The organism is Bradyrhizobium sp. (assembly GCF_030654605.1).
GTDB lineage: Bacteria > Pseudomonadota > Alphaproteobacteria > Rhizobiales > Xanthobacteraceae > Bradyrhizobium.
This window is the reverse complement of record NZ_JAURXB010000072.1, coordinates 43,506-66,934: the sequence shown is the minus strand read 5'-3', so window position 1 is coordinate 66,934 and position 23,429 is coordinate 43,506. Positions and strand designations below refer to the sequence as shown.

The 23,429-nt window shown below is 65.6% G+C and carries 26 protein-coding genes; 17 read left to right on the top strand and 9 right to left on the bottom strand.

What is annotated here, in order from left to right:
* Positions 1-29 precede the first annotated feature (29 nt).
* On the bottom strand, positions 30-1,004 hold the full coding sequence (locus Q7U29_RS07235) for a nitronate monooxygenase family protein (RefSeq protein ID WP_304739929.1): 975 nt from the start codon (positions 1,002-1,004) through the stop codon (positions 30-32).
* A gap of 198 nt (positions 1,005-1,202) precedes the next feature.
* Here Q7U29_RS07235 and Q7U29_RS07230 point away from each other — a divergent pair, with 198 nt between their 5' ends.
* Positions 1,203-2,090, top strand: a complete 888-nt coding sequence (locus tag Q7U29_RS07230; protein ID WP_304739927.1) for a LysR family transcriptional regulator — start codon at positions 1,203-1,205, stop codon at positions 2,088-2,090.
* Between the two features lie 39 nt (positions 2,091-2,129).
* On the opposite strand, the gene Q7U29_RS07225 is transcribed toward Q7U29_RS07230, so the two are convergent.
* The gene (locus tag Q7U29_RS07225) at positions 2,130-2,777 is read right to left on the bottom strand and encodes a DNA-3-methyladenine glycosylase (RefSeq protein WP_304739925.1); all 648 of its coding nucleotides are present in this window, start codon (positions 2,775-2,777) and stop codon (positions 2,130-2,132) included.
* A 153-nt stretch (positions 2,778-2,930) separates the two neighbouring features.
* On the opposite strand from Q7U29_RS07225, the gene gluQRS reads away from it, so the two are divergent.
* Both gluQRS and Q7U29_RS07215 read left to right on the top strand, forming a co-directional pair.
* Positions 2,931-3,803: a tRNA glutamyl-Q(34) synthetase GluQRS gene (gluQRS, locus tag Q7U29_RS07220; protein ID WP_304739923.1), complete on the top strand. Its 873-nt coding sequence runs from the start codon at positions 2,931-2,933 to the stop codon at positions 3,801-3,803.
* Positions 3,804-3,915: 112 nt separating this feature from the next.
* Entirely contained in the window at positions 3,916-5,169 is a 1,254-nt protein-coding gene (locus Q7U29_RS07215) for an ATP-binding protein (protein ID WP_304739921.1), read from the top strand.
* On the opposite strand, the gene Q7U29_RS07210 is transcribed toward Q7U29_RS07215, so the two are convergent.
* Positions 5,096-5,956 (bottom strand): YihY/virulence factor BrkB family protein, encoded by an 861-nt coding sequence (locus Q7U29_RS07210; protein ID WP_370691711.1) that lies wholly within the window; start codon positions 5,954-5,956, stop codon positions 5,096-5,098. The genes Q7U29_RS07215 and Q7U29_RS07210 overlap by 74 nt on opposite strands.
* A gap of 361 nt (positions 5,957-6,317) precedes the next feature.
* Between Q7U29_RS07210 and Q7U29_RS07205 the strand changes: the two genes are divergently transcribed.
* From Q7U29_RS07205 to Q7U29_RS07185, 5 genes are all read left to right on the top strand, one after another.
* The gene (locus Q7U29_RS07205; RefSeq protein ID WP_304739917.1) at positions 6,318-6,512 is read left to right on the top strand and encodes a twin transmembrane helix small protein; all 195 of its coding nucleotides are present in this window, start codon (positions 6,318-6,320) and stop codon (positions 6,510-6,512) included.
* A 10-nt stretch (positions 6,513-6,522) separates the two neighbouring features.
* Positions 6,523-7,095: a cob(I)yrinic acid a,c-diamide adenosyltransferase gene (locus Q7U29_RS07200; RefSeq protein ID WP_304739915.1), complete on the top strand. Its 573-nt coding sequence runs from the start codon at positions 6,523-6,525 to the stop codon at positions 7,093-7,095.
* A 158-nt stretch (positions 7,096-7,253) separates the two neighbouring features.
* Complete coding sequence (locus Q7U29_RS07195) at positions 7,254-8,003, top strand: electron transfer flavoprotein subunit beta/FixA family protein (RefSeq protein ID WP_304739914.1); 750 nt, start codon at positions 7,254-7,256, stop codon at positions 8,001-8,003.
* Entirely contained in the window at positions 8,003-8,953 is a 951-nt protein-coding gene (locus tag Q7U29_RS07190) for an electron transfer flavoprotein subunit alpha/FixB family protein (RefSeq protein ID WP_304739912.1), read from the top strand. Before Q7U29_RS07195 ends, Q7U29_RS07190 begins: the two co-directional genes overlap by 1 nt.
* A 100-nt stretch (positions 8,954-9,053) precedes the next feature.
* The gene (locus tag Q7U29_RS07185; RefSeq protein ID WP_304739910.1) at positions 9,054-9,935 is read left to right on the top strand and encodes a 3-hydroxybutyryl-CoA dehydrogenase; all 882 of its coding nucleotides are present in this window, start codon (positions 9,054-9,056) and stop codon (positions 9,933-9,935) included.
* 21 nt (positions 9,936-9,956) lie between these two features.
* Here the strand turns inward: Q7U29_RS07185 and Q7U29_RS07180 are convergent, their stop codons facing one another.
* A complete protein-coding gene (locus Q7U29_RS07180; protein ID WP_304739908.1) occupies positions 9,957-10,433 on the bottom strand; it encodes a chlorophyllide reductase in 477 nt (158 codons plus the stop codon).
* Between the two features lie 20 nt (positions 10,434-10,453).
* Here Q7U29_RS07180 and Q7U29_RS07175 point away from each other — a divergent pair, with 20 nt between their 5' ends.
* The 3 genes from Q7U29_RS07175 to Q7U29_RS07165 all read left to right on the top strand — a co-directional run bounded on the left by Q7U29_RS07175 (position 10,454) and on the right by Q7U29_RS07165 (position 11,697).
* Positions 10,454-11,032: a DUF2975 domain-containing protein gene (locus Q7U29_RS07175; protein WP_304739906.1), complete on the top strand. Its 579-nt coding sequence runs from the start codon at positions 10,454-10,456 to the stop codon at positions 11,030-11,032.
* Positions 11,033-11,040: 8 nt separating this feature from the next.
* Positions 11,041-11,256, top strand: a complete 216-nt coding sequence (locus tag Q7U29_RS07170; RefSeq protein ID WP_304739904.1) for a helix-turn-helix transcriptional regulator — start codon at positions 11,041-11,043, stop codon at positions 11,254-11,256.
* Between the two features lie 255 nt (positions 11,257-11,511).
* Positions 11,512-11,697 carry a hypothetical protein gene (locus tag Q7U29_RS07165; RefSeq protein WP_304739902.1) on the top strand — a complete coding sequence of 62 codons (186 nt, stop codon included), beginning with the start codon at positions 11,512-11,514 and terminating at the stop codon, positions 11,695-11,697.
* 10 nt (positions 11,698-11,707) lie between these two features.
* On the opposite strand, the gene Q7U29_RS07160 is transcribed toward Q7U29_RS07165, so the two are convergent.
* Positions 11,708-12,403, bottom strand: coding sequence for a TlpA disulfide reductase family protein (locus Q7U29_RS07160; protein WP_304739900.1), 696 nt, complete (start codon positions 12,401-12,403; stop codon positions 11,708-11,710).
* A gap of 133 nt (positions 12,404-12,536) precedes the next feature.
* On the opposite strand from Q7U29_RS07160, the gene argH reads away from it, so the two are divergent.
* From argH to lysA, 3 genes are all read left to right on the top strand, one after another.
* Positions 12,537-13,934 carry an argininosuccinate lyase gene (gene argH / locus Q7U29_RS07155; protein ID WP_304739898.1) on the top strand — a complete coding sequence of 466 codons (1,398 nt, stop codon included), beginning with the start codon at positions 12,537-12,539 and terminating at the stop codon, positions 13,932-13,934.
* Positions 13,935-14,025: 91 nt separating this feature from the next.
* Positions 14,026-14,307 carry a lipoprotein gene (locus tag Q7U29_RS07150; RefSeq protein ID WP_304739896.1) on the top strand — a complete coding sequence of 94 codons (282 nt, stop codon included), beginning with the start codon at positions 14,026-14,028 and terminating at the stop codon, positions 14,305-14,307.
* Positions 14,308-14,314: 7 nt separating this feature from the next.
* A complete protein-coding gene (gene lysA / locus Q7U29_RS07145) occupies positions 14,315-15,580 on the top strand; it encodes a diaminopimelate decarboxylase (protein ID WP_304739894.1) in 1,266 nt (421 codons plus the stop codon).
* Between the two features lie 384 nt (positions 15,581-15,964).
* Here lysA and Q7U29_RS07140 read toward each other — a convergent pair whose 3' ends face one another.
* Together Q7U29_RS07140 and Q7U29_RS07135 are read right to left on the bottom strand one after the other, a co-directional pair.
* Positions 15,965-16,870 (bottom strand): NAD(P)-dependent oxidoreductase, encoded by a 906-nt coding sequence (locus Q7U29_RS07140; RefSeq protein WP_304739892.1) that lies wholly within the window; start codon positions 16,868-16,870, stop codon positions 15,965-15,967.
* Between the two features lie 122 nt (positions 16,871-16,992).
* Positions 16,993-17,373: a carboxymuconolactone decarboxylase family protein gene (locus Q7U29_RS07135; protein WP_304739891.1), complete on the bottom strand. Its 381-nt coding sequence runs from the start codon at positions 17,371-17,373 to the stop codon at positions 16,993-16,995.
* 170 nt (positions 17,374-17,543) lie between these two features.
* Here Q7U29_RS07135 and Q7U29_RS07130 point away from each other — a divergent pair, with 170 nt between their 5' ends.
* The gene (locus Q7U29_RS07130; protein ID WP_304739889.1) at positions 17,544-20,156 is read left to right on the top strand and encodes a TIGR02302 family protein; all 2,613 of its coding nucleotides are present in this window, start codon (positions 17,544-17,546) and stop codon (positions 20,154-20,156) included.
* Positions 20,157-20,324: 168 nt separating this feature from the next.
* Here Q7U29_RS07130 and Q7U29_RS07125 read toward each other — a convergent pair whose 3' ends face one another.
* Together Q7U29_RS07125 and Q7U29_RS07120 are read right to left on the bottom strand one after the other, a co-directional pair.
* Positions 20,325-20,702: a response regulator gene (locus tag Q7U29_RS07125; protein WP_304739887.1), complete on the bottom strand. Its 378-nt coding sequence runs from the start codon at positions 20,700-20,702 to the stop codon at positions 20,325-20,327.
* A gap of 31 nt (positions 20,703-20,733) precedes the next feature.
* Positions 20,734-21,600, bottom strand: coding sequence for an MJ0042-type zinc finger domain-containing protein (locus Q7U29_RS07120; protein WP_304739885.1), 867 nt, complete (start codon positions 21,598-21,600; stop codon positions 20,734-20,736).
* 182 nt (positions 21,601-21,782) lie between these two features.
* Between Q7U29_RS07120 and ftsE the strand changes: the two genes are divergently transcribed.
* Positions 21,783-22,442: a cell division ATP-binding protein FtsE gene (gene ftsE, locus Q7U29_RS07115; RefSeq protein ID WP_304739883.1), complete on the top strand. Its 660-nt coding sequence runs from the start codon at positions 21,783-21,785 to the stop codon at positions 22,440-22,442.
* Positions 22,435-23,406 (top strand): ABC transporter permease, encoded by a 972-nt coding sequence (locus Q7U29_RS07110; protein WP_304739882.1) that lies wholly within the window; start codon positions 22,435-22,437, stop codon positions 23,404-23,406. The genes ftsE and Q7U29_RS07110 overlap by 8 nt, the downstream gene beginning before the upstream one ends.
* The last annotated feature ends 23 nt before the right edge of the window (positions 23,407-23,429 follow it).

Genomic DNA, 23,429 nt, shown 5'->3' with positions numbered 1-23,429 from the left:
TATCTGTTCTTGAGATCGGAAAGCGCGCCTCAGGCGCGCGCCCGCCTGAGAAAGTCGACGCTGGCTTCGTCGAACTCGGCCTTCAGGCGCTCCACCAGTTCGGCGACCGGCGGCGCGTCGGCGATCTGGCCGATGCCCTGGCCCGAGCCCCAGATGTCGCGCCACGCCTTGACCTTCATGTTGCCGCCGGAGCCGAAATTCATCTTCGACTTGTCGGCGACCGGCAGATTGTCCGGATCGAGGCCCGCGGCCACGATCGAGGGTCCGAGATAATTGCCGTGCACGCCGGTGAACAGGTTGGAATAGACGATGTCGTGCGCGGCGTGCTCGGTCAGCGCCTTCTTGTAGGCGAGATCGGCATTGGCTTCCTCGGTGGCGATGAAGCGCGTGCCGATATAGGCGAGGTCGGCGCCGAGCGCGAGCGCCGAGGCGATGCTGGCGCCGTCGGAGATCGCGCCCGACAGCAGGATGGTGCCCTTGAACCATTGCTTCACCTCGCGCAGCAGCGCGAACGGCGACAACGTGCCGGCGTGGCCCCCGGCGCCGGCGCAGACCAGGATCAGGCCGTCGACGCCCTGCTCGGCGGCCTTGCGCGCGTGCTTGACGTTGATGACGTCGTGGAACACGACGCCGCCATAGGAATGCGCGGCCTCGACGATCTCCTGCGGCGGACGCAGCGAGGTGATGATAACAGGCACCTTGTGTTTGACGCAGGTTTCCATGTCCCGCATCAGCCGGTCGTTGGATGCGTGACAGATCTGGTTGACCGCGTAGGGCGCGACCTTCTTCTCCGGGTGCAGCGCCTTGTATTCGCCGAGCTCGTTCTCGATCCGGGTCAACCATTCCCCGAGCTTTTCGACCGGGCGCGCGTTGAGCGCCGGGAACGAGCCGACCACGCCGGCCTTGCACTGGGCAATGACCAACTCGGGACCCGACACGATGAACAGCGGCGAGCCCACCACGGGGAGTTCGAGCGTGTCGACGAGCGAAGCGGGTAACGGCATTCCATTCATCCCTTCGAAGCGCGAGCCCGGGAATGGCGGTTGAGCCCTGGATCCGGTCTGGCTTGTTGCTTGTGGTGCTGATCCGTCTCGGCGGACCTGACGCGCGCATTATAGGACTGGACGCGGGTGGGGTGGCTGTTCAATATTGAACGGATGATCTGCCAGAATTGAACGCATTCGCGGGGCGCGGGGACGGCGATGGACTGGGACCTTTGCAAGACCTTCGTCGCCGTCGCCGAAACCCACAGCCTGGCGGCGGCGGCGCGCCGGTTGCGCTCCAGCCATCCCACGGTGGGCCGCAACGTCGCCGCGCTGGAGGACCAGCTCGGCACCAAACTGTTCGCGCGGTCCAATGAAGGCCTGTCGCTGACCGCGCAGGGCCGCAAGTTTCGCGAGCATGTCGAGGCGATGGCATCGGCCGCGCTGCGCGCCGAAGCCGCGGTGTCGGCGACCGGCGCGCAGGCCCGCGGGATCGTAAAACTGTCGATCGGGGCCACGCTTGCCGCGCACTGGCTGATGCCGCGGATGGGGACGTTCCTGCGCGAGCACGGCCATCTGCAGCTCGAGATCATCACCCATCCGTTTCCGGCCAGCGTGCGGCGCCGCGAGGCCGACGTCGTGCTGCGGCCGGTCGACAGCGGCGAGGAAAACCTGATCGGTCGCAAGATCGGCCGCCTCGGCACCGGCTTCTATGCCTCGCGCGACTACGCGGCGCGGCAGGGCTTGCCGGAGCGGCGCGACGAATGGAAGGGCCACAGCGTGATCGGCTTCGCCGACCGCGAGTCGAATGCGCATCTGGCGCGCTGGAGCGATCTGGTCACACGGCACGGCACCGTCGTGATGCGCTGCTCGTCGCAGGGCGACATGCTCGCCGCCACAAGGGCCGGGCTCGGGATATCGGCGCTGTCCTGCCTGGTCGCCGAGGCCTATCCCGATCTGGTCCGCGTCGCCCCGCAGAAACTCGGCAGCCTGTCGGATCTCTGGCTGCTGGCGCATCCCGACCTCGTCGAACTGCCCGCGGTCCGCGCGGTGATCGGTTTCGTCACCGCCTGCGCGCGCGAGGACCGGGTCCGGCTGCGGGGGTAGAAGTTCTCCGTGCGCTGCACCGCGTCCGGGACACGAGACCTATTTCCCGATCACGCCCTCGCGCTTCTTCAGCACCCGGTAATAGCTCCACCACAGATGCGCCGCCGCCCCCCGCAACGGCCGCCACGGCTCCGCCAGCGGGGCCATCTGTTTCGGGGTCGGGCGCGTTGCCAAGCCCAATCCGACCTTGATGGCTTCCTGGATGGCGATATCGCCGGCGGGCCAGGCGTCGCCATGGCCGAGGCAGAACAGCAGATAGACGTCGGCGGTCCACGGGCCGATGCCGTGCAGCGCGGTCAGCGTGTTGTGCGCGGCGTCGGCGTCCTCGTTGGCCAGCACGTCGAGATTGAGCCGCTCGGCGGCGATCTCGCGCGCCAGGTTCTTCAAGGTCTTGATCTTGGCGCCGGACAGGCCGAGCCGGCCGAGCCGGTCGGCGCGCGCCTTACGCAAGGCGTCATGATGAAACGGGTCGAACGCGGCGCTGACGCGGCCCCAGATCGCCGCGGCGCTGGCGGTGGAGACCTGCTGGCCGCAGACGATGTGGGCAAGACCTGCAAAGCCGGGCTCGCGCCGCCGCAGCGCCGGCATCCCGGTCAGTTCGAAGACCGGTTTCAGCCGCGGATCGAGTTCTATCAGCGCATGGATGGCGTCTTCGAGGTCGGACTGGGTTTCGAGGTGAAGGGGCATGGGGAGACCCTACTTCGTCATGGCCGGGCTTGTCCCGGCCATCGACGTCTTCCTACGATGTCGCGTCGGACGGTATCGTTGTTGCCAATGTCACGTCGTGTTGCAAGACGTGGATGGCCGGGACGAAGCCCGGCCATGACGAGACCTGTGTGAATGTCAGCACCCGTTTTCCGCTTTGCGCCGAGCCCGAACGGCTATCTGCATCTCGGTCACGCTTGTTCGGCGCTGCTGAATTTCGACGCCGCCCGCCGCAGCGGCGGCCGCTTGCTGCTGCGCATCGAGGATATCGATCCGGCGCGCTGCCGGCCGGAATTCGAGGCCGCGGTCTACCAGGATCTCGCCTGGCTCGGCATATCGTGGGAAACGCCGGTGCGGCGGCAGTCGGAGCACCTCTCGGACTATCGCGCCGCGCTGGAGGAGCTCACGGCGATGGGCCTGATCTATCCCGCGTTCGAAAGCCGCGCCGAGATTGCAAGACTGTTGGCGCAGCGCGAGGCGCAGGCGCCCTGGCCGCGCGATCCCGACGGCGCGCCGCTCTATCCGGGGGTGGCGAAGTCACTGTCGCCGGATCAGCGGGCGTACCTGCGCGATTCGGGCGTGCCCTATGCGCTGCGGCTGGACATGGCGGCGGCCCGCGCGCTGGTCCCCGATCTCGGCTGGACCGAGCACGGCGAGGGTCCCGATGGCGAGACCGGCGCGGTCGTCGCCCGGCCCGAAGCCTGGGGCGACGTCATTGTCGCGCGCAAGGAGACGCCGACCAGCTATCATCTGTCGGTTGCGATCGACGACGCCTTGCAGGGTGTCACCGAGGTGGTGCGGGGCGCGGACCTGTTCTGGTCGACCAGCGTGCACCGGCTGCTGCAGCATCTGCTCGGTCTGCCCCAGCCGGCCTACCACCACCATCGCCTCGTGCTCGACCGCGAAGGGCGGAAGCTGTCGAAGTCAACTGCGGCGACCGCACTGCGCGAGCTCCGGGCGCAGGGTGCGACGCCGGCTGACATCCGCCGCCAAGTCGGCTTGCCTTGATAAGTCGGCTTGCCCTGACCCGCCCGATGGGCGACGGGGACCATGCCGAACGCCTTCGTGACTCCTCGCGGTGCTCCATGGCATGGTGAGACCGGCCAGGGTCGGGGGAATCATGGCGGTCAAGTCGCGCGCAAAGCGCCCTACGCGGATACCGAAAAAACGGATGTCGAAACAACGCGTTCCGGCCCGCGCTGCGGGCAAGGCGCGCAAGCGCGCGGCCGTGACTGGCGTTCCCGGCATGGTCGAGACGGCGCTCGCGGCGTTCGCCCATGAGGTCCGCACACCGCTGACCGGAATTCTCGCCATCAGCGATCTCCTGGCGACCTCCGACCTCGACGAGCGCGAGCGGCGCTGGGTCGATACCATCAAGGCCGGCGCCGAGCACCTCGCCAGCCTCGCCACCTTGTTCGTCGATGCCGCGAGGAGCCGCGGCCCCGGGCTGGGGGTGCGGCAGGACTTCTTCGATCTGCGCGCGCTCGCCCGCAGCGTCGGGGATTCGCTGGCCGGCCGGGCGACCGCCAAGGGGCTGCAATCCCGGATCGAGATTTCCGAAAAACTGCCGGCGTTCGTGATCGGCGATCCCGTGCGGCTGCGCGCGGCGCTGGAAAACCTGATCGACAATGCGGCCAAGTTCACCGAAGCCGGCGGCGTCGCGCTCTCGGTCAAGCCGATGCGCGGGCCGAAGGGCAAGGTCAGCATCGCCTTTGCGGTTTCCGACAGCGGCATCGGTCTCACGCTGGGTGAGATCAAGCGCCTGTTCCGGCCGTTCTCGCAGGCCAATGTCTCGATCGCGTCGCGCTTCGGCGGTGCCGGGCTCGGACTGTCGTCGGTCAAGGCGCTGGCGCGGGCAATGGGCGGCGACATCATCGTGGCGCAGCGGCCGGGCGGCGGCGCCACCTTCACCCTGAGCGTGACGCTGACCCGCGCCAGGGCGCCGAAAGCGGCGAACTCCGGCGCGGACGCCGGTTCGCCGATGGATCAGGTGCGCAGCCTGCGCGTACTCAGCGTCGAGGACAATCCGTTCGGCCGGGTCGTGCTCAATGCGATCCTCACCGAACTCGGCCACCAGGCGGAATTCATCGGGCGCGGCGAGATCGCGGCCGAGCGGATCGCGGAAGGAGCGTTCGACGCGGTGCTGATGGACATGGTGTTGCCGGGTATCAACGGCATCGAGGCGATCAGGCAAATTCGCAAGCTGCGGGCGCCATTCGGCCGCATCGCCATCATCGGGGTATCGGGCCGCGGCGACGACGAGGCGGCATCGCGCGCCGCCGGCGCCAACGCCTTTCTGGTCAAGCCTGTGAGTCCAAGGGCTCTAGCGACTGCGCTGCTTGAAGCGACACGCCGTGCGGCAGCCGCGACTTGATGATCGCCGCGTTCAGTTCGCCGCCATAGACGAAGATCGCGGCGATGAAATACAGAAACACCAGCGCGATGATCACCGAGGCGAGGCCTGCATACATCGTGACGTAGTTGTTGGCGAAGCGGGCGAGATACTGTCCGAACACGATGCCCGACAGCAGCGACGCCACGAAGGTGAAGATGATGCCGGGCAGGATCTGCAGGAAACTGCGGCGGCCCGCCGGCAGCCATGCGTGCAGCAGGAACAGGGCGATCACCAGCGCCGCGATGGTAATGCCGTAGCGCGCGACGTTGAGAAAATGCTCGTTGGTTTCCACGATCAGCGGTATGTAACGCCGCGCCGCCTCCAGCATCAGCGGGCCGAGCACGATCAGGAATGCCATCGCCAGCGCGGTAAAGGCGGCGATCAGCGTGTAGCCGATCGATTCCAGCCGCAGCCAGTACCAGCTTCGCGGCTCGATCACCGAATAGGCGCGGTTCAGTCCGACCCGCAGGCTTTCGATGCCGTTCGAGGCGAAGTACACCGCCAGCACGAGGCCGATGGTCAACGCATCGCCGCGTGTCGTCGTCAGCACGTCGTGGATTTCGCTCGACAGCGAGTCCGCGACCTGTTGCGGCCAGACCTGCAGCAATAGCGCCACCGCCTGATCGGCCAGTTCCTTGGAGCCGAAAAATCCGGCCAGCGAGGTCAGCACGATCAGAAACGGAAACAGCGCCATCAACGCCGACAGCGCGATATGACTGGCAATCGCCCAGCCGTCATCGGCGAGAAACGTATAGAACGCATCCATCACGACCAGATAGACGTAGCGGATCTGCCTCACATTTCACCCTGACGGCGGACGATTCGTTCAACCGGCGACAAACCGGTAGTGCTGCCCATCCTTCGAGACGGCCGCTTCGCGGCCTCCTCAGGATGAGGTTAACTTGCTGAAACACAACGACCTCATGCTCGGATGAACGCTTCGCGTTCACTCGGGAGGAGCGAGCGGCGCGAGCGTCTCGAAGCATGGGCCGCAAGCGACTCGCATCGCCACCGTCAGCAGCCGCTAGCTTCTGATATTATTGGACAAAAAGCCAGATCGTTGCGCCCGGGGGCGGGGCCGGCCTTAACGGATGGCGGACTGCCCGGCACGGTGTTATGTAGCGCCGATGGCATCCTTCCTGAGTTCGATCCTCCTTCCCGTCGCGGTCGCCGCAGTTGCGATCGTCCTGCTGCTCGGTCTGCTCAACATGGTGCGGGGCGGATCGCCGAATCGCTCGCAGAAGCTGATGCGGTTGCGGGTGTTGCTGCAATTTGTCGCGATCGTCATCACCATGCTCGCGGTCTGGGCGATGAGCCGCTAAGGGGAGAACGATGGTCGTCCTCAATCGCATCTACACAAGGACCGGCGACGACGGCACCACGGCGCTCGGCAGCGGCGAACGCCGCCCGAAATACGACCTGCGCATCGCCGCCTATGGAACCGTCGACGAGACCAACGCCGCGATCGGCATGGTCCGGCTGCATCTGGCGGAGGCGCGCGAGATCGACGCGATGCTCGGCCTGATCCAGAACGATCTGTTCGATCTCGGCGCCGACCTCGCGGTGCCGGAGCGCCAGGGCAAGGTGGAGCGCCTGCGGATGCTCGGAAGTCAGGTCGAACGGCTGGAGCGCGATATCGACACCTTGAATGCCCGCCTGACGCCATTGACCTCGTTTGTGCTGCCCGGAGGCACGCCGGCGGCGGCGCATCTGCATCTGGCGCGCACCATATGCCGCCGGGCGGAACGGATCATGGTGGAACTCGCGGCCAAGCCCGACGAGCCGGTCAGCGACGCCGGAATCCAGTACATGAACCGGCTGTCGGATTTCCTGTTCGTCGCCAGCCGTTCGGTCAATAATGACGGCGCCGGCGACGTGCTGTGGGTGCCCGGCCAAAATCGTTGAAGCAGCCATGCCCGGGGCGATCCTCGGGTGGTTCTTGGATGGTTCTTGGATGGTTCTTGGGGCGATTTTTGGCTTTCGCGCGTTGACCGCCGATAGCGGGACCTTTAGGTTCCGCGCCCAAGCTGATTGATACCAAAAATCCAAGCGAAAGAGGGTCGATGAAGGTTCTGGTGCCGGTAAAGCGGGTGGTCGATTACAACGTCAAGGTCCGGGTCAAGAGCGACGGATCGGGCGTCGAACTGTCCAACGTCAAGATGTCGATGAATCCGTTCGACGAAATCGCCGTCGAGGAAGCCCTGCGCCTGCGAGAGGCCGGCAAGGCAACCGAGGTCGTGGTGGTGTCGATCGGCCCCGCCCAGGCGTCCGAGACCATCCGCACCGGTCTCGCCATGGGCGCCGACCGCGGTATTCTGGTCAAGGCCGAGGGTAACGTCGAACCGCTGGCGGTGGCGAAGATTCTGAAGGCCATCGTCGACGAAGAGAAGCCCGGCCTCGTCATTCTCGGCAAGCAGGCGATCGACGACGATTCCAACCAGACCGGCCAGATGCTGGCCGCGCTGCTCGGCTGGTCGCAGGCGACCTTCGCCTCCAAGCTCGAAGTCGAAGGTTCCGATTTCAAGGTGACGCGCGAGGTCGACGGCGGCCTGCAGACCCTCAAACTGAAGGGGCCGGCGATCGTCACGACCGACTTGCGGCTGAATGAGCCGCGCTACGCCAGCCTGCCCAACATCATGAAGGCGAAGAAGAAGCCGATCGCCGACAAGAGCGCGACCGACTACGGCGTCGATCTGACCGCCCATCTCGAGATCCTCAAGACCACCGAACCGCCGGGCCGCAAGGGAGGCGTCAAGGTCAAGGACGTCGCCGAGCTGGTGTCGAAACTCAAGAACGAAGCCGGGGTTCTCTGATGACCACGCTGTTGATTGCCGAACACGAACACGCCACCCTGAAGGACTCCACCAACAAGGCGCTGACCGCCGCCACCCAATTGGGCGCCGAGGTCCACGTGCTGGTCGCCGGTGGCGGCGAGGGCACCAAGGCCGCGGCCGAGGCTGCCGCCAAGCTTGCCGGCGTCACCAAGGTGCTGGTCGCCGAAGGCGATGCCTATGCCCACGATCTGGCGGAGCCGCTCGCCGCCCTGATCGTGGCGCTGGCCCCGGCCTATGACGCCTTCGTCGCGCCCGCCACCTCGCGCTTCAAGAACGTGATGCCGCGCGTCGCCGCCCTGCTCGACGTGATGCAGGTGTCGGAAATCATCAAGGTGGTGTCGCCGGATACCTTCGAGCGGCCGATCTATGCCGGCAATGCGATCCAGACGGTGAAATCCAGGGACGCCAAGAAGGTGATCACGGTGCGGACCTCGACCTTCGCCGCGGCCGGCGACGGCGGCAGCGCGGGAATCGAAAATGCCGCATCCGCGGCCGATCCCGGCCTCTCCAGCTTTGTCGGCGAGGAAGTGGCCAAGAGCGATAGGCCCGAACTGACCTCGGCAAAAATCATCGTTTCCGGCGGCCGCGCCATGCAGAGCCGCGAGAACTTTGCAAAGTATATCGAGCCGCTGGCCGACAAGCTCGGCGCCGGCGTCGGCGCCTCGCGCGCCGCGGTCGATGCCGGATATGCGCCGAACGACTGGCAGGTCGGCCAGACCGGCAAGGTGGTGGCGCCGGAGCTTTATGTCGCCATCGGCATTTCAGGCGCCATTCAGCATCTCGCCGGCATGAAGGATTCCAAGGTGATCGTCGCGATCAACAAGGATGAGGACGCGCCGATCTTCCAGGTTGCCGATTACGGCCTGGTCGCGGACCTCTACCAGGCGGTTCCCGAACTGACCGAGGCGCTCGGCAAGCTCGGAAAGTAACGACGATTCCAGGTTCCGGCCGGATGGATCGGACTCCGGCCGGTGTTTATGCAAGAGAGGGTGGACGCGCGAGCCGCGTCTTCCCCGGTGAGATGATAAAATGGCGGTGATGATCAAGAAGGTCGGCGTGATCGGCTCGGGCCAGATGGGCAACGGCATCGCACATGTGGCGGCGCTGGCCGGGCTGAACGTGGTGCTGAACGATATCTCCGAAGATCGTTTGAAGTCCGCCATGGCGACCATCAACGGCAATCTGTCGCGCCAGGTGGTCAAGAAGATCATCACGGAGGATGCCCGCAAGGGGGCGCTGGACCGGATCGTGACCGCAGAAACCATGGACGGTCTCGCCGACTGCGACCTGGTGATCGAAAGCGCGGTCGAGAAGGAAGAGGTCAAGCGCAAGATTTTCCACGATCTGTGCGCGGTGCTGAAGCCGGAAGCCATCGTCGCCTCCAACACGTCTTCGATTTCGATCACGCGGCTGGCCGCCTCCACCGACCGCCCCGAGAAGTTCATCGGCATTCATTTCATGAATCCGGTGCCGCTGATGGAGCTGGTCGAGTTGATTCGCGGCATCGCGACCGACGATTCGACCTTCGACGCCTCAAAGGAATTCGTCGCCAGGCTCGGCAAGCAAATCGCGGTGTCCGAGGATTTTCCGGCCTTCATCGTCAACCGCATCCTGCTGCCGATGATCAACGAGGCGATCTATACGCTGTATGAGGGGGTCGGAAACGTCGAGGCGATCGATGCCGCGATGAAGCTCGGCGCCCACCATCCGATGGGACCGCTGGAACTGGCCGATTTCATCGGGCTGGATACCTGCCTGTCGATCATGCAGGTGCTGCATGAGGGCCTCGCCGATTCCAAGTACCGGCCGTGCCCGCTGCTGGTGAAATACGTCGAGGCCGGCTGGCTCGGCCGCAAGACCCAGCGCGGCTTCTACGATTATCGCGGCGACAAGCCGGTTCCGACGCGCTGAGACGTAAGCCGCGCATTCGCCTCATCGATCGGTCAGGCGACATCCGGCACGCTTCAACATGTCAGCAACGATCAGCGGAGTCGCGGCGGTTTCGGCTGCGCGGCCGGGCGCGGTGCTCCCCAGCGCCTGCCGTGCGCTCTTGTCATCCAGGCTGAGACGCCGCGTACAGGGATGTCGTAACAATCCCTGATCGGTCGCGACATCCAGCAGCCAACCCGCGGTTTCACCGGTCCCGGCGAGATAGGCGGTCAGCGTCTGCCGCGCCGCCGGGTTTGTCGCGGCCTGATCCAGTATCATCATGGCCTGGGCGACGGATATCTGCCCGCGCGAGGTGGAGGGTTCGGCAGACAGCACAGTCGTTCCGATCGCCAGACCGACGAAAATGGCCGCCGAACCAGAGCAGAAACGCCGCGCGCGAGATCGTAACATCGGATACTCCATACAGTTTGACGTTGACTTGCGATAATTTATTATCGTAAAACAATAATAATTCGTCAACAGTATTTCGGAGGCCGCCAATGATCTCGTCGACTTCGTCCGATCTTCCCCTGGCTGCGGCTTCCCTCGAGCGCTCTCGACGGATTCGGTTTCTCAGCCGCATGCTGGCGTATCTGTGCGTGGGCATTTCGGTCATTCTGGCGGCGGGGCTTGCGGCCTATTGGATCGTCAGCACGGATGAAACCATCCATCTCGACGCCCGGTTGCGCGGGATCGCGATCCATCCGATCGGCTGGGACATCCGGTTGGCGAGCATGGCGATATCAGCGCTGCCGCTCGCCTGCCTGATCTGGGGACTGCTGCGGGTCCGCCGCTGTTTCGAAGCCTTCGCCGAAGGCCGCTTCTTCACCCTCGAGAACGTCCACAGATTGCGCGACCTGGCGGTCGCGGTGTTTGCCGCGACCTTGCTGAAGCCCGTTGTCGGCGCCGCGCTGTCGATCCTGCTGAGCTGGCGAACCTACGCGACGGGCAAGGCTCTGGTCGTGGCGCTCGGGTCCGATGCGCTGCTGGCGCTGTTGTTCGCCGGCCTGATCGTGGTGATTGCCTGGCTGATCGCGGAAGCCATGGCGATCGCCGACGAAAACGCGCAATTCATCTGAGGCAGAACATGTCCATCCGAGTCCGGCTCAATGTGATGCTGGCCGAACGCAATGTGAAATCGAAGGATCTGGCCGAACATGTCGGCATCACCGAAGCCAATCTCTCGCTACTGAAGCAGGGCAAGGTGAAGGGTGTGCGGTTCGATACGCTGGCGCGGATCTGCGAATATCTGAACTGCCAGCCGGGCGATCTGCTGCGCTATGAGCGCGATGAATCCGCCTGAACCGGCGCTCCCGCTACGCGCGGCTGCTGACGCCACGCAACGAGGCTGTTGATAAGTCCCGGGAGAACATGGGGAGAATAATTCGATTCGTGTCGTGTTTGGAGGGGCTTGGCGCGGGCTTTCCGAACCTGGCGATGGCTGTGGAAAACGGCCGCTGCCGATCCGGTAAATTGGCCCGGTTTCGCGGCGGTTACCGCCTCCAGTTACGCATCGTTAACCAGCGCTGGGTACGGTGCCCCGTTGGGAGTATTGCGTATGGATATGATGGCAATGGTGAGCAGCATGCTCGCGATGAAGGCGGCGGGCACCCAGGGGCAGATAGCCGCTTCGTTCATCAAGCAGAACGCCGATGCGGAGAAATCCGCTGTCATGACCCTGTTGGGTCAGAACTCCGCCAACCTCGGCGCCGGCGTCGGCGGCAATCTCGACGTTTCAGCCTAAAACCCGGCCGTTACGGCTTCATCGCAGCCTTGATCAGCTTGACGGCGTCTTCGCTGGCCCATTCCGCGGGTCCGGCGATGGTGGCGATTTCGCAGCCCTGGCGGTCGACCAGCACCGAAGTGGGCATCCCCAATGCCCGCCCTACAGCTTTAAGATCCTGAAAAACCTTGGCTTTGTGGTCGCTGAAATAGCCGAGCCGGGTCAGATTGGCGTCTTTCAGGAAATTCTTCGGCTTTTCCGGATCGCGGGTGTCGATATTGATCGCCACCACCTCGAAATCAGCCCCTCCGAGCTTGGCCTGCAGCTCGTCGAGCGCGGGCATTTCCTTGCGGCAGGGCACGCACCAGGTGGCCCACAGGTTGACCAGAACCATCCGCCCGCGCCAGTCCGACAGTTTTTTGGGTTGCCCGCCGGCGTCATCGAAGGCGAGGTCCGGCAGTCGCAGCGGGGCGGTGGCCATGGTCAGCGCGGCCACCTCGCCATGCGCCAAGGGGGCGATCTTGCGCGCCAGCTCTACCGCCGGGCGGCAGGCGGCATCGCCGGTCGGCCGGTTCAGGGCCCCGGTCCCGTAGAGGACGGCCGATCCGATCGCCACCCCGATCAGCGCTGCGCCGATCGCAAGCGGAATCCGGCGCGTGGCAGCCCGGGGCCGCGCAGCGTCCGGGGGCCGCGTGGCGTCCGGGGGAGGCGAGGGCAATTCAGGCATATCGTTTGTCATCCTGTATCAGATACGGCTATGCAGAGCCGGGATTGCGGACAGTTCGCATTAGTGCGGCGTGTCCGTTCGCGGCCGTGACGGTCAATGGCAGGCATGAGTAATAGGTCATGAGTAACAAGTCATGAGCAACAAGATGTGGGGCGGCCGGTTCGGTGAGGGCCCCGACGCGATCATGGAGGAAATCAACGTCTCCATCGACGTCGATCGTCACCTGTATGCCCAGGACATCGCCGCGTCCAAGGCCCACGCCGCGATGCTGTCAGCGCAAGGCATCATTACCGCGAGTGATGCGAAAAATATCGCCAGGGGTCTAGACACGATTTTGTCAGAAATCGACAAGGGATCGTTCGATTTCAAGCGCGCGCTCGAGGACATTCACATGAATGTCGAGAGCCGGCTCGGCGAGCTGATCGGGCCGGCCTCGGGACGGCTGCACACCGCGCGCTCGCGCAACGACCAGGTGGCGACCGATTTCAGGCTCTACGTCCGCGACACCATCGATGAGATCGATGCGTCGCTGGCGGCGTTTCAGCACGCGCTGGTGACGCGGGCGCTGGAACATGCCGGCACGGTGATGCCCGGTTTCACCCATTTGCAGACCGCCCAGCCGGTGACGTTCGGGCATCATTTGCTGGCCTATGTCGAGATGGCGGCGCGCGACCGCGGCCGTTTTGCCGATGCGCGCAAGCGGCTCAATGAATCGCCGCTGGGTGCAGCAGCCCTGGCCGGCACCTCGTTCCCGATCGATCGCAACGCCACCGCCAAAGCGCTCGGCTTCATCAGGCCGATGGCCAATTCGCTCGATGCGGTGTCGGACCGTGACTTCGTGCTGGAAACCCTGGCGGCGGCGACGATCGCCTCGGTACATCTGTCGCGCTTCGCCGAGGAAATCGTGATCTGGACCTCGCCGCTGGTCGGCCTGGTGCGTCTCTCCGACAAGTTCACCTCCGGCTCCTCGATCATGCCGCAGAAGCGCAACCCTGATGCCGCCGAGCTGGTGCGCGCCAAGACCGGCCGGGTGATCGGCGCGCTCACCGGTTTGCTGATCGTGATGAAGGGACTGCCGCTGGCCTATCAAAAGGACATGCAGGAGGACAAGCAGGGCGCGATGGAGGCGTTCGGCGCGCTGTCGCTGGCGGTCCGGGCGATGACCGGCATGGTTCTGGACATCGTGCCGGACGAGGCCAAAATGAAAGCCGCTGCCGGCGAAGGCTACGCCACCGCTACCGATCTCGCCGACTGGCTGGTGCGGACGCTGAAAATGCCGTTCCGCGACGCCCATCATGTCACCGGGCGAATCGTCGGCGCGGCGTCGGGCCAGGGCGTGCCGCTGCACGAACTCCCGTTGAAGGACATGCAGGCGATCGAACCGAAGATTACCAGGGAGGCGCTGAGCGTGCTTTCGGTGGAAGCGTCGGTGAAAAGCCGCGTCAGCTATGGTGGAACCGCCCCGAAAAACGTGGCAGCGCAGGCCAAAGCGTGGCTGAAGCGGCTGGAAAAGCAGCGAAAGTTGGGCTGAGCCTGCAAATTTGGCTGCAATTTCGTGGTCGTCCGGCTCTCGCCAGAACCGGGCAATCTTTGTATGGTGCCGCCGCATTGGGGATTTTGTCGTGAATCGTAAGTTGAGCCCGACATCTTCGGGATGGGCGATCATCGTTCTGGGCGTAGCCGTGCTGGCGCTTGGCGGCTGCGGCCGCAAGGGCGGGCTCGATCTGCCGCCGAACGCCTCGTCGCAGGCGTCGTCCGCGGCGCTGGCGCCGACCGATGTCGATATCGAAGCCGAACGGGCCGCGCGAGGCACGTTTAATCCGTCCTCCGGAACCACCGATCCGTCGGCCACCGCGCCGAGAGGCCGCAAGAAAGCCTTCGTCCTCGATCCGCTCCTCGACTGAGCCTGCCATGAACCACTTCGACTATCGCAACGGCGTGCTGCACGCCGAGGCGGTTAATCTCATCGAGCTGGCGGAAGCGGTCGGCACGCCGTTCTACTGCTATTCGACCGCCACCCTGGAACGCCATTACCGGGTGTTCAGCGAGGCCTTCGCCGGCGAGAAGGCGCTGGTGTGTTACGCCATGAAGGCGAACTCCAACCAGTCGGTGCTGCGCACATTGGCAAAACTCGGCGCCGGCGCCGACGTGGTATCCGGTGGCGAGCTGAAGCGCGCGCTGGCCGCCGGCATTCCGCCGCACAAGATCCTGTTCTCCGGCGTCGGCAAGACCGAAGCCGAACTGCGTGCGGCGCTGGCCCAGGATATTCTGTGCATCAACGTCGAATCCGAGCCGGAGCTCGAACTGCTGTCGCGGCTCGCCAGCGAGACCGGCCGGACCGCGCGGATCTCGGTGCGGGTCAATCCCGACGTCGATTCCGGCTCGCACGCCAAAATCTCGACCGGCAAGTCCGAGAACAAGTTCGGTATTCCGCTGGCCCGCGCCCGCGCGGTCTATGCCCGCGCGGCCGGGCTGCCGGGCATCGAGGTCACCGGCGTCGACATGCATATCGGCAGCCAGGTTACGGATCTGGGGCCGCTGGAAACCGCCTTCCGGCTGCTGGCCGAATTCGTGCAGGTGCTGCGCGCCGACGGCCACACCATTTCGCATGTCGATTTCGGCGGCGGTCTCGGCATTCCCTATCACATGGACCGCGAAGCCCCGCCGCTGCCGTCGGCCTATGCCGCGATGGTCAAGCGGGTGACGCACAATCTCGGCTGCACCCTGATGTTCGAGCCGGGGCGGATGATCGTCGGCAATGCCGGCATCCTGGTCGCGCGGGTGATCTATGTGAAGCATGGCGACGCCAGGAATTTCGTCATTCTCGACGCCGCGATGAACGATCTGATCCGCCCCACGCTGTACGAGGCGCATCACGACATCCTGCCGGTCCGCGAGGCCGCGGCGGGCGCCCCCATGATCCTGGCCGACGTGGTCGGGCCGGTCTGCGAAAGCGGCGATTATCTCGCGCTCGACCGCAATCTGCCGGAACCAAAACCCGGCGACCTCCTGGCGATCATGACCGCCGGCGCCTACGGCGCGGTGCAATCCGGCACCTACAACACCCGCGCGCTGGTGCCGGAAGTGCTGGTCAAGGACGATCAGTACGCGGTGGTGCGGCCAAGGGTCGAAGTGGAAGAACTGATCGCGATGGATCGGGCGGCGCCCTGGCTGTGAAATCGTGTCCCGGACGCGGAGCAGCGCCTTTCGCGCTGCTCCGCAGAGCCGGGACCCAACTTCGTTTAAGCAAGGATGGACCCCGGATCAGCAGCGCAGCGCTGCACGCTGCGCAGCGTCCGGGGAACGGGTCCTACGGCACGCCGGGATCCGGCGGCAAGTCACTGCACCGCACCGGCATTGGCGCGCGTTCTGGCTCGATATCGATCTCACGATGCGGCGAGGCCTGCATGACCGCAACCAGCGACGAGCCGGTGAGACCGCGCTGCGTGGATTTCGGATGTCCAGCACGGCGGCGCGCCGGGGATGATTTTGTAATTCTGGTCACGCGAACAAGAATATCAAACGTGCCCGGCCAAGTTCAATGGCCCGCGTCTTGCGGCCTCACTTCGCCGCGTGACCGCCCTTTCCGCCGACGATGACCCCCGCCGCCTGTTCGATCGGCTTGATCGCGGAGGTGAAATCCGACTCCGGGCCCATTTCGCGGATCACCACTTCCCAGAGCCGGCCGACCGCTTCGGCGACTTCCATCGACAGCCCCAGCGCCTTCATCTCCTCGAGGCAGAGCCGCACGTCCTTCACCATCAACCCGGTGGCGAAGCCGAAATCGAAGGTGCGCGGCAGGATCGCGCGCGGAAACTTGTCGCGGCTCGCGGTGTTGAGCCCCGAGCCGGCATTGATGACGTCGATCATCACGGCGGGATCGAGCCCGGACTTGACGCCCATCACCACCGCCTCCGAGGTCGCCACCACGGCGGTGGCCGACAGGAAATTGTTGGCGAGCTTCATGGTCTGCGCCGAGCCGGGTTTCTCGCCGATGAAGAACACCTTGCCGATGACGCCGAGCGCGGATTTCACGATTTCAAAGTCGGCTTTCGGACCCGACACCATTACCGCAAGCGTGCCCTTCTCGGCGCCGCCGACGCCGCCGCTGACGGGGCTGTCGAGCTGCACGATATTCTTCTTCGCCAGCAGGTCGTGAATCCGCACCGCCATGTGCGATCCGACGGTGGACAGGTCGATGAAGCGCTTGACCAGTTTGCCTTCGATCACGCCGCCGGCGCCGGTCGCGACCTCGAGCGAGGCCTGCAGCGATGGCAGGCTCGCCAGCACGGTCTCGGCGCGGTCGGCGACGTCTTTCGGCGATGACGCGGCCCCGGCGCCGAGTGCCACCAGTTGGTCGACCGCCTCCTTGCGCTGGTCGAACACGGTGAGCTGATGCCCGGCCTCGATCAGGCGGCGTGCCATGGGATAGCCCATCTTGCCCAGGCCGATGAATCCGATTTCCATGTGATGTGTCCTTGAAGTCTAAAAGCGTCATTGCGAGGAGCGCAGCGACGAAGCAATCCATCTTTCTTGGCGCGGCAAAGCTGGATTGCTTCGCTGCGCGCGCAATGACGGCTGTGTTGCCTTCAGCCCTTGTCGATTTCCGCGAACACTTCGCGCGCGATCCGGAAGCTGTCGACGCCCGCGGGCACGCCGGCATAGATCGATACCTGCATGAAGATCTCGCGGATCTCGTCCCGGGTCACGCCGTTGGTCAGCGCGCCCTTGATGTGGACCTTCAATTCGTGCGGCCGGTTCAGGATCGAGATCATCGCCAGATTGAGCATGCTGCGGGTCTTGCGCGGCAGTTCCTCGCGGCCCCACACCGCGCCCCAGCAATATTCGGTGACCAGTTCCTGGAACGGCTTGTTGAAACCGTCTGAATTCTTCAGGGCGTTGGCGACATAGGCCTCGCCCAGCACCGCCTTGCGAATTTCCAGTCCCTTGTCGTGCGTTTTCTGGTCCATGACGTTTCCTCGAGGGTTACCTTGTTGGTTCGCGGCGGACGTTACGGGGTCGGCGCTGTGCAGTCACGCCTTCGTGTTATGCGTATTTCCGGGTGTGGGTTTCATCAGGGACAGGTGCCTCACTGCCGCCGTTGTGCTAGGATTCTGTTCGGGCCAACCCGGAGAGTTGATTGAGCGGCGCCATTCCCGACCCGTCAGAACCTGCGCGCGACCCCGATGCCGCCGCCAGGCTGCAGCTCGGTCAGGCCTTGCAACGGGCGAAATACGCGATCGCGTGGGAGCAGACCTGGCCGCATCTGGCGCGGTTGCTGAGCCTGATCGGATTGTTTCTGGTGGTATCGTGGGCCGGATTGTGGCTGACGCTGCCGTTTATCGCGCGCGCCATCGGTATCGGCCTGTTCGTGCTGGCGGCGCTTTGGGCGCTTTGGCCGCTGGTAAAATTCCGCTGGCCGAGCCGCGAAGCCGCCCTCAGCCGGCTCGACCGCGGCACCGGCATCCGCCATCGCCCGGCCACCGCGCTGACCGATACGCTGGCGACCCAGGATCCGGTGGCGCTGGCGTTGTGGCAGGCGCAGCGCGAGCGCACCCTGGCTTCGCTCAAGCGCATCCGCGCCGGCCTGCCGTCGCCGCGGCTGGCGATCCACGATCCGCGGGCGCTGCGCGCGCTGGTCGCCGTGTTGCTGGTGGCGACCTATGTCGCCGCGGGCGACGAGCGCGGCATGCGGATCGGCGCGGCGTTCGACTGGAACGGCGTGCTGGCGCCCGCCAATATCAGGGTCGACGCCTGGGTGACGCCGCCTTTGTACACCGGCAAGCCCCCGATTATTCTATCGGCCGCGAACAAGGACGCCGCGGCGCCTGCCGCGGGACTGTCTGCACCCTTGTCTGGACCCTTGGGCCCCTTGCCGGTTCCCGCGGGCTCGACGCTGATCGTGCGCTCGAGCGGCGGCACGCTCGATGTCGTGGTCGGCGGCGCGGTGACCGAGGCCGTCGCGGTCGAACAGGCGCCCAAGGGCACCAACGAGAAGCAATTCACCATCGCCGGCGACGGCACGGCGCAGGTCCGCTCGCCTTCCGGGCAGCCGCAATGGAAGTTCAGCGCCACCGCCGATCGCGCGCCGACCATTGCGCTCGCCAAGGATCCGGAACGCCAGGCCCGCGGCTCGCTGCAGATGTCCTACAAGATCGAGGACGATTACGGCGTCACTGAAGCGCAGGCGCGTTTCGCGGCCCGCCCCGGCGACCCGGCCAAGGACTCTGCCAAGGACCCTGCAAAGGGCGGCGCGGCGCCGCGACCGCTGTTCGACGCGCCGCAGTTTACGCTGGCGCTGCCGAACGCCCGGACCCGCAACGGGGTCGGGCAGACCGTCAAGGACCTCTCTGAAGACCCCTATGCCGGCGCCGACGTCACTTTGACCCTGACGGCGAAGGACGAGGCCGGCAACGAGGGCACCAGCGAGCCGTTCAACATGCGGCTTCCGGAGCGGCTGTTCACCAAGCCGCTGGCGCGAGCGCTGATCGAGCAGCGCCGCATTCTGGCGCTCGACGCCAATCAGATCGGGCAGGTCTATGCCGCGCTCGACGCGCTGATGATCGCGCCGCATCTGTTCACGCCCGAAACCGGCCAGTATCTCGGTCTCTACAGCGTGTCACGGCAGCTGGAGGCTTCCCGCACCGATTCTGCGCTGCGCGAGGTCGTCGCCGCGCTGTGGGCGCTCGCGGTCACCATCGAGGACGGCAATATCACCGACGTCGACAAGGCGCTGCGGGCCGCCCAGGAGGCGCTCAAGCAGGCGCTGGAGCGCGGCGCCAGCGACGAGGAGATCAGGAAGCTCACCGAAAATCTGCGCGCGGCGCTGGACAATTTCATGCGCCAGCTCGCCGAACAGCAGCGCAACAATCCGCAGCAGCTGGCGCGGCCGCTCGATCCCAATACCAAAATGCTGAGCCAGCAGGATCTCAAGAACATGATCGACCGCATGGAGCGCCTGTCGCGCTCCGGCGACAAGGATGCGGCCAAGCAGCTGCTCGAGCAATTGCAGCAGATGCTGGAAAACCTGCAGATGGCGCAGCCCGGCCAGTCCGGCGACGGCGACATGCAGGAGGCGCTGAACGAACTCGGCGACATGATCCGCAAGCAGCAGCAGTTGCGCGACAAGACCTTCAAGCAGGGCCAGGATTCGCGGCGCGATCGCCAGCGCGGCAAGCAGGGCGACAAGAACATGGGCGAACTGCAGCAGGATCAGCAGGGCCTGCGCGACCGGCTCAGGAAATTGCAGCAGGAACTCGCCAAGCGCGGCATGGGGCAGGGCCAGAAGGGCCAACAGGGACAGAAGGGGCAGCAAGGCCAGGGTGACGACGGCGATCAGGGCGACGGCGAGGATGGCCTCGGCGACGCCGATTCCGCGATGGGCGACGCCACCGGCAGGCTCGGTGACGGCAACGCCGATGGCGCGGTGGACTCGCAAGGCAAGGCGCTGGAAGCGCTGCGCAAGGGCGCCCAGAGCCTCGCCGAGGCGATGCAGCAGGGCGACGGCGACGGTCAGGGCGACGGTCCGGGCCAGCGTCCGGGACGGCAGCAGAGCGGCGCCGCCAACAACGATCCGCTGGGGCGTCCGCTGCGCGGGCGCGAATTCCCCGACGATCCCTCGGTGAAGATTCCCGACGAGATCGACGTGCAGCGGGTGCGCCGGATTCTGGAGGAACTTCGCCGCCGGCTCGGCGATTCGCTGCGCCCGCAGATCGAACTCGATTACATCGAGCGGTTGCTGAAGGATTATTGAGCGCTCTCGTCACGCCGAGCTTGTCGTCACCCGCGAAAGCGGGTGACCCAGTATTCCAGAGACGTCAGCGATAGAGCCGAGAAGCCGCGGCGTACTGGATCCCCGCCTTCGCGGGGATGACGAGTTGAGTGTGTTGCGCTTTCGGTGCCCGCGACTTCTTCTAAGCCACTAACCCCCCTTCTTCGCCGCCAGCGCATCGGCCACCGCGGTGCGGATATCGGCCACCGAAAACGGTTTCGTCACCACGTCGTGCACGATGGCGTTGAGGCCGTGCGCGCGTTCGCGCTGGTCGGCAAAGCCGGTCATCAGCAGGATGGTCAGGTCCGGAAAATCCCGCGCCACGGCCAGCGCCAGCGCGATGCCGTCCATCACGGGCATCTTGATGTCGGTGAGCAGCAGGTCGAAGGCGCCGTCTTCGCGGGTGAGGATGTCGAGCGCTTCGGCGCCGTCTTCCGCGGTGACGGTGACATGGCCATCCATGGCGATCGCCCGCGCCACCAGCGTGCGCATGGATTCTTCATCGTCGGCGATCAGCACGCGCGGCATCGTCTATCCATCTTTCCCGGCGGCTTGTCGTTCAGACGTTGCCGCCGGCGATATCCCGCTTGTGGAAGAAACGTACATCGATATTGCGGCCCTCGGGCGGCGGCGAGGCCAGCCGCGACTTGAACCAGGCGCGCTCGCCCGGCTTCAGCACGGGCTGCTCCAGTACCGCATTCCAGGCGTAGATTTCCGCGCCCTGCGCATCGCGAACGCTGAAGCGCAGCCGCGGCAGCTGCACCGGCCGCTTGGCTTCGCCCGTGATAACGCCCTCGATCACCAGCACCGGCTTGCCGTCCACCGTCTCGGAGGTGATCTTGACGTCCTTGAACATCAGTCCGCGCAGGTTCACCTCGAGGCCGACCATCCGGTAGAAGTCGGCGGTTTGCGGCAGCAGCCGCACCACCTCGACCCGCCAGATCAGCAGCGCCACCACCAGCGCGCCCATCCCGGCGCAAGCCAGGGCGGGGCTGACGAACGATTTCTTGCGCGACGCCTGAGCCTGGGACGCCCGCCGCCTGAAAAGCTTGCGGAACCAGGACCGCCGCTGCGGACGCGCGTCCTCCGCGGGGATGTCGTCGCCGGCGATCGACGGCCAGTTGGCGTCGTCGGGCGAGGCTTCGCTGGGCCAGTCGGCTGAGATCGAGGGGCTGTCGACGACGGGGGTCCCCGCGCTGTCGTCTTCGGCCGCCATCGCTTCCCATTCCGCGAGGGTATCGTCGGCCCCGGCCTGGGCTGAAGCCTGCGCCACGGCAGGCACGGGCACCGCCAGCTCCCTCGCATCCTCCGGCCTCGCCAGCCAGACTTCCTTGCAGCGGGAACAGCGCACAGTACGGCCGGCCGCGCCCAAAGTAGCCAGATTGATGGCGTAGGACGTGGTGCAATGGGGGCAAATGATATGCATGGAGCGGATCTCCACAATGACGCTGGCGGGATGCTACAACGCGAGCGTTAACGAATCGGAAACCATAACCGAAGCACAACCATTTTGCCCGGTTCGCAAGCCACGAGGCCAGCCAATCGCGGGGCCAAGCCTTACGGGTCGCCGGACTTTCCGGTCATGCCCCACATCGAACGGAGCTGAGCTTGGTTCGGTTCGAAAATGTCGGATTGCGTTACGGGCTCGGCCCGGAGATTCTGCGCGACCTCAGTTTCCTGATCCCCGCCCATTCCTTCCAGTTCCTGACCGGCCCGTCCGGCGCCGGCAAGACCTCGCTGCTCCGGCTGTTGTTCCTGTCGCTGCGGCCGACGCGCGGCCTGGTCAATCTGTTCGGCCGTGACGTCTCGCTGCTCAGCAAGGATCAGGTCGCCGACCTGCGCAAGCGGATCGGCATCGTGCTGCAGGACTTTCGCCTGCTCGATCACATGACGACCTACGAAAACGTGGCGCTGCCGTTCCGGGTGATGGGCCGCGACGAATCCAGCTACCGCAAGGAGGTGATCGATCTCCTGAAATGGGTCGGCCTCGGCGAGCGGATGGATGCGCTGCCGCCGATTTTGTCCGGCGGCGAGAAGCAGCGCGCCGCCATCGCCCGCGCGGTGATTTCGCGGCCGCAGCTGCTGCTGGCGGATGAGCCGACCGGCAACGTCGATCCGACGCTGGGGCGGCGGCTGCTGCGGCTGTTCATCGAACTGAACAAGTCCGGCACCGCGGTCATCATCGCGACCCACGACATGGCGCTGATGGACCAGTACGATGCGCGGCGGCTGGTGCTGCATCAGGGACGGTTGCATATCTATGAGTAGAACCGGCGACGACCACGGCCCCCTGGTGGATCTCGGACATGAGCGTCCGCAGGTCCCGGCACGCGCGCGCAACCTGTCGCCGATCGTGCCGCGCGCCTCGATCGCCGGCCGTGCACTGGTCGCCGTGGTCGCCATCATGACCTTCCTCGCCTCGATCACGACCGGCGCGGTGCTGCTGGTCAGCGCATCGGCGGCGGAGTGGCAGTCGGAAGTCGCGAGCGAAATCACCATCCAGGTGCGCCCCGCCGCCGGGCGCGATATCGAGCGCGATGTGGCGGCGGTCGCCGAGGCGATGCGCGCGCAGCCCGGCATCGTCGAGATCAAGCCCTTCACCAGGGAGGAGTCCGCCCGATTGCTGGAGCCGTGGCTCGGCACCGGATTGTCGTTCGACGATCTGCCGGTGCCGCGCGTCATCGTCGCGCGCGTCCAGCCGGGAACGGTGCCCAATCTGGCGGCGTTGCGCGGCCGGGTGACACAACTGGCGCCGAGCGCCACCATCGACGATCACCGCGCCTGGATCGAGCGGATGCGCTCGATGACCGGCGCCACCGTATTCGCCGGCATCGGCATCCTCGCGCTGGTGATCGTCGCCACCATCATTTCGGTATCGTTCGCGACGCGCGGCGCGATGGCGGCGAACCGGCCGATCGTCGAGGTGCTGCATTTCGTCGGCGCCGGGGACCGCTTTATCGCCAACCGCTTCCTGCGGCATTTTCTCAGGCTCGGCCTGCAGGGCGGCGTGATCGGCGGCGGCGTCGCCATGCTGCTGTTCGGGTTCTCCGAGTCGATCGCCAGCTGGTTTTCGGGTACCCCGGTCGGGGATCAATTCGCGGCCTTGCTGGGGACGTTTTCGCTGCGCCCGTCGGGCTATCTGGCGCTGGCGGCCCAGGCGGTGCTGATCGCGGCGATCACCGCCTGGGCATCGCGGCGGACGCTGTTTGCCACGCTCGACGACATCGAATGAGGTGCTTTTTTTCTCCCCTCCCC

Coding starts and splice junctions, on each gene's coding strand:
- gluQRS (WP_304739923.1), top strand. CDS start 2,931: ATGTCAGCACCCGTTTTCCGCTTTGCGCCGAGCCCGAACGGCTATCTG.
- Q7U29_RS07225 (WP_304739925.1), bottom strand. CDS start 2,777: ATGCCCCTTCACCTCGAAACCCAGTCCGACCTCGAAGACGCCATCCAT.
- Q7U29_RS07165 (WP_304739902.1), top strand. CDS start 11,512: ATGGATATGATGGCAATGGTGAGCAGCATGCTCGCGATGAAGGCGGCG.
- lysA (WP_304739894.1), top strand. CDS start 14,315: ATGAACCACTTCGACTATCGCAACGGCGTGCTGCACGCCGAGGCGGTT.
- Q7U29_RS07175 (WP_304739906.1), top strand. CDS start 10,454: ATGATCTCGTCGACTTCGTCCGATCTTCCCCTGGCTGCGGCTTCCCTC.
- Q7U29_RS07230 (WP_304739927.1), top strand. CDS start 1,203: ATGGACTGGGACCTTTGCAAGACCTTCGTCGCCGTCGCCGAAACCCAC.
- Q7U29_RS07205 (WP_304739917.1), top strand. CDS start 6,318: ATGGCATCCTTCCTGAGTTCGATCCTCCTTCCCGTCGCGGTCGCCGCA.
- Q7U29_RS07135 (WP_304739891.1), bottom strand. CDS start 17,373: ATGGACCAGAAAACGCACGACAAGGGACTGGAAATTCGCAAGGCGGTG.
- Q7U29_RS07215 (WP_304739921.1), top strand. CDS start 3,916: ATGGCGGTCAAGTCGCGCGCAAAGCGCCCTACGCGGATACCGAAAAAA.
- Q7U29_RS07140 (WP_304739892.1), bottom strand. CDS start 16,870: ATGGAAATCGGATTCATCGGCCTGGGCAAGATGGGCTATCCCATGGCA.
- Q7U29_RS07110 (WP_304739882.1), top strand. CDS start 22,435: ATGAGTAGAACCGGCGACGACCACGGCCCCCTGGTGGATCTCGGACAT.
- Q7U29_RS07195 (WP_304739914.1), top strand. CDS start 7,254: ATGAAGGTTCTGGTGCCGGTAAAGCGGGTGGTCGATTACAACGTCAAG.
- Q7U29_RS07185 (WP_304739910.1), top strand. CDS start 9,054: ATGGCGGTGATGATCAAGAAGGTCGGCGTGATCGGCTCGGGCCAGATG.
- argH (WP_304739898.1), top strand. CDS start 12,537: ATGAGCAACAAGATGTGGGGCGGCCGGTTCGGTGAGGGCCCCGACGCG.
- Q7U29_RS07125 (WP_304739887.1), bottom strand. CDS start 20,702: ATGCCGCGCGTGCTGATCGCCGACGATGAAGAATCCATGCGCACGCTG.
- Q7U29_RS07160 (WP_304739900.1), bottom strand. CDS start 12,403: ATGCCTGAATTGCCCTCGCCTCCCCCGGACGCCACGCGGCCCCCGGAC.
- Q7U29_RS07190 (WP_304739912.1), top strand. CDS start 8,003: ATGACCACGCTGTTGATTGCCGAACACGAACACGCCACCCTGAAGGAC.
- Q7U29_RS07235 (WP_304739929.1), bottom strand. CDS start 1,004: ATGCCGTTACCCGCTTCGCTCGTCGACACGCTCGAACTCCCCGTGGTG.
- Q7U29_RS07210 (WP_370691711.1), bottom strand. CDS start 5,956: ATGGATGCGTTCTATACGTTTCTCGCCGATGACGGCTGGGCGATTGCC.
- Q7U29_RS07120 (WP_304739885.1), bottom strand. CDS start 21,600: ATGCATATCATTTGCCCCCATTGCACCACGTCCTACGCCATCAATCTG.
- Q7U29_RS07200 (WP_304739915.1), top strand. CDS start 6,523: ATGGTCGTCCTCAATCGCATCTACACAAGGACCGGCGACGACGGCACC.
- Q7U29_RS07170 (WP_304739904.1), top strand. CDS start 11,041: ATGTCCATCCGAGTCCGGCTCAATGTGATGCTGGCCGAACGCAATGTG.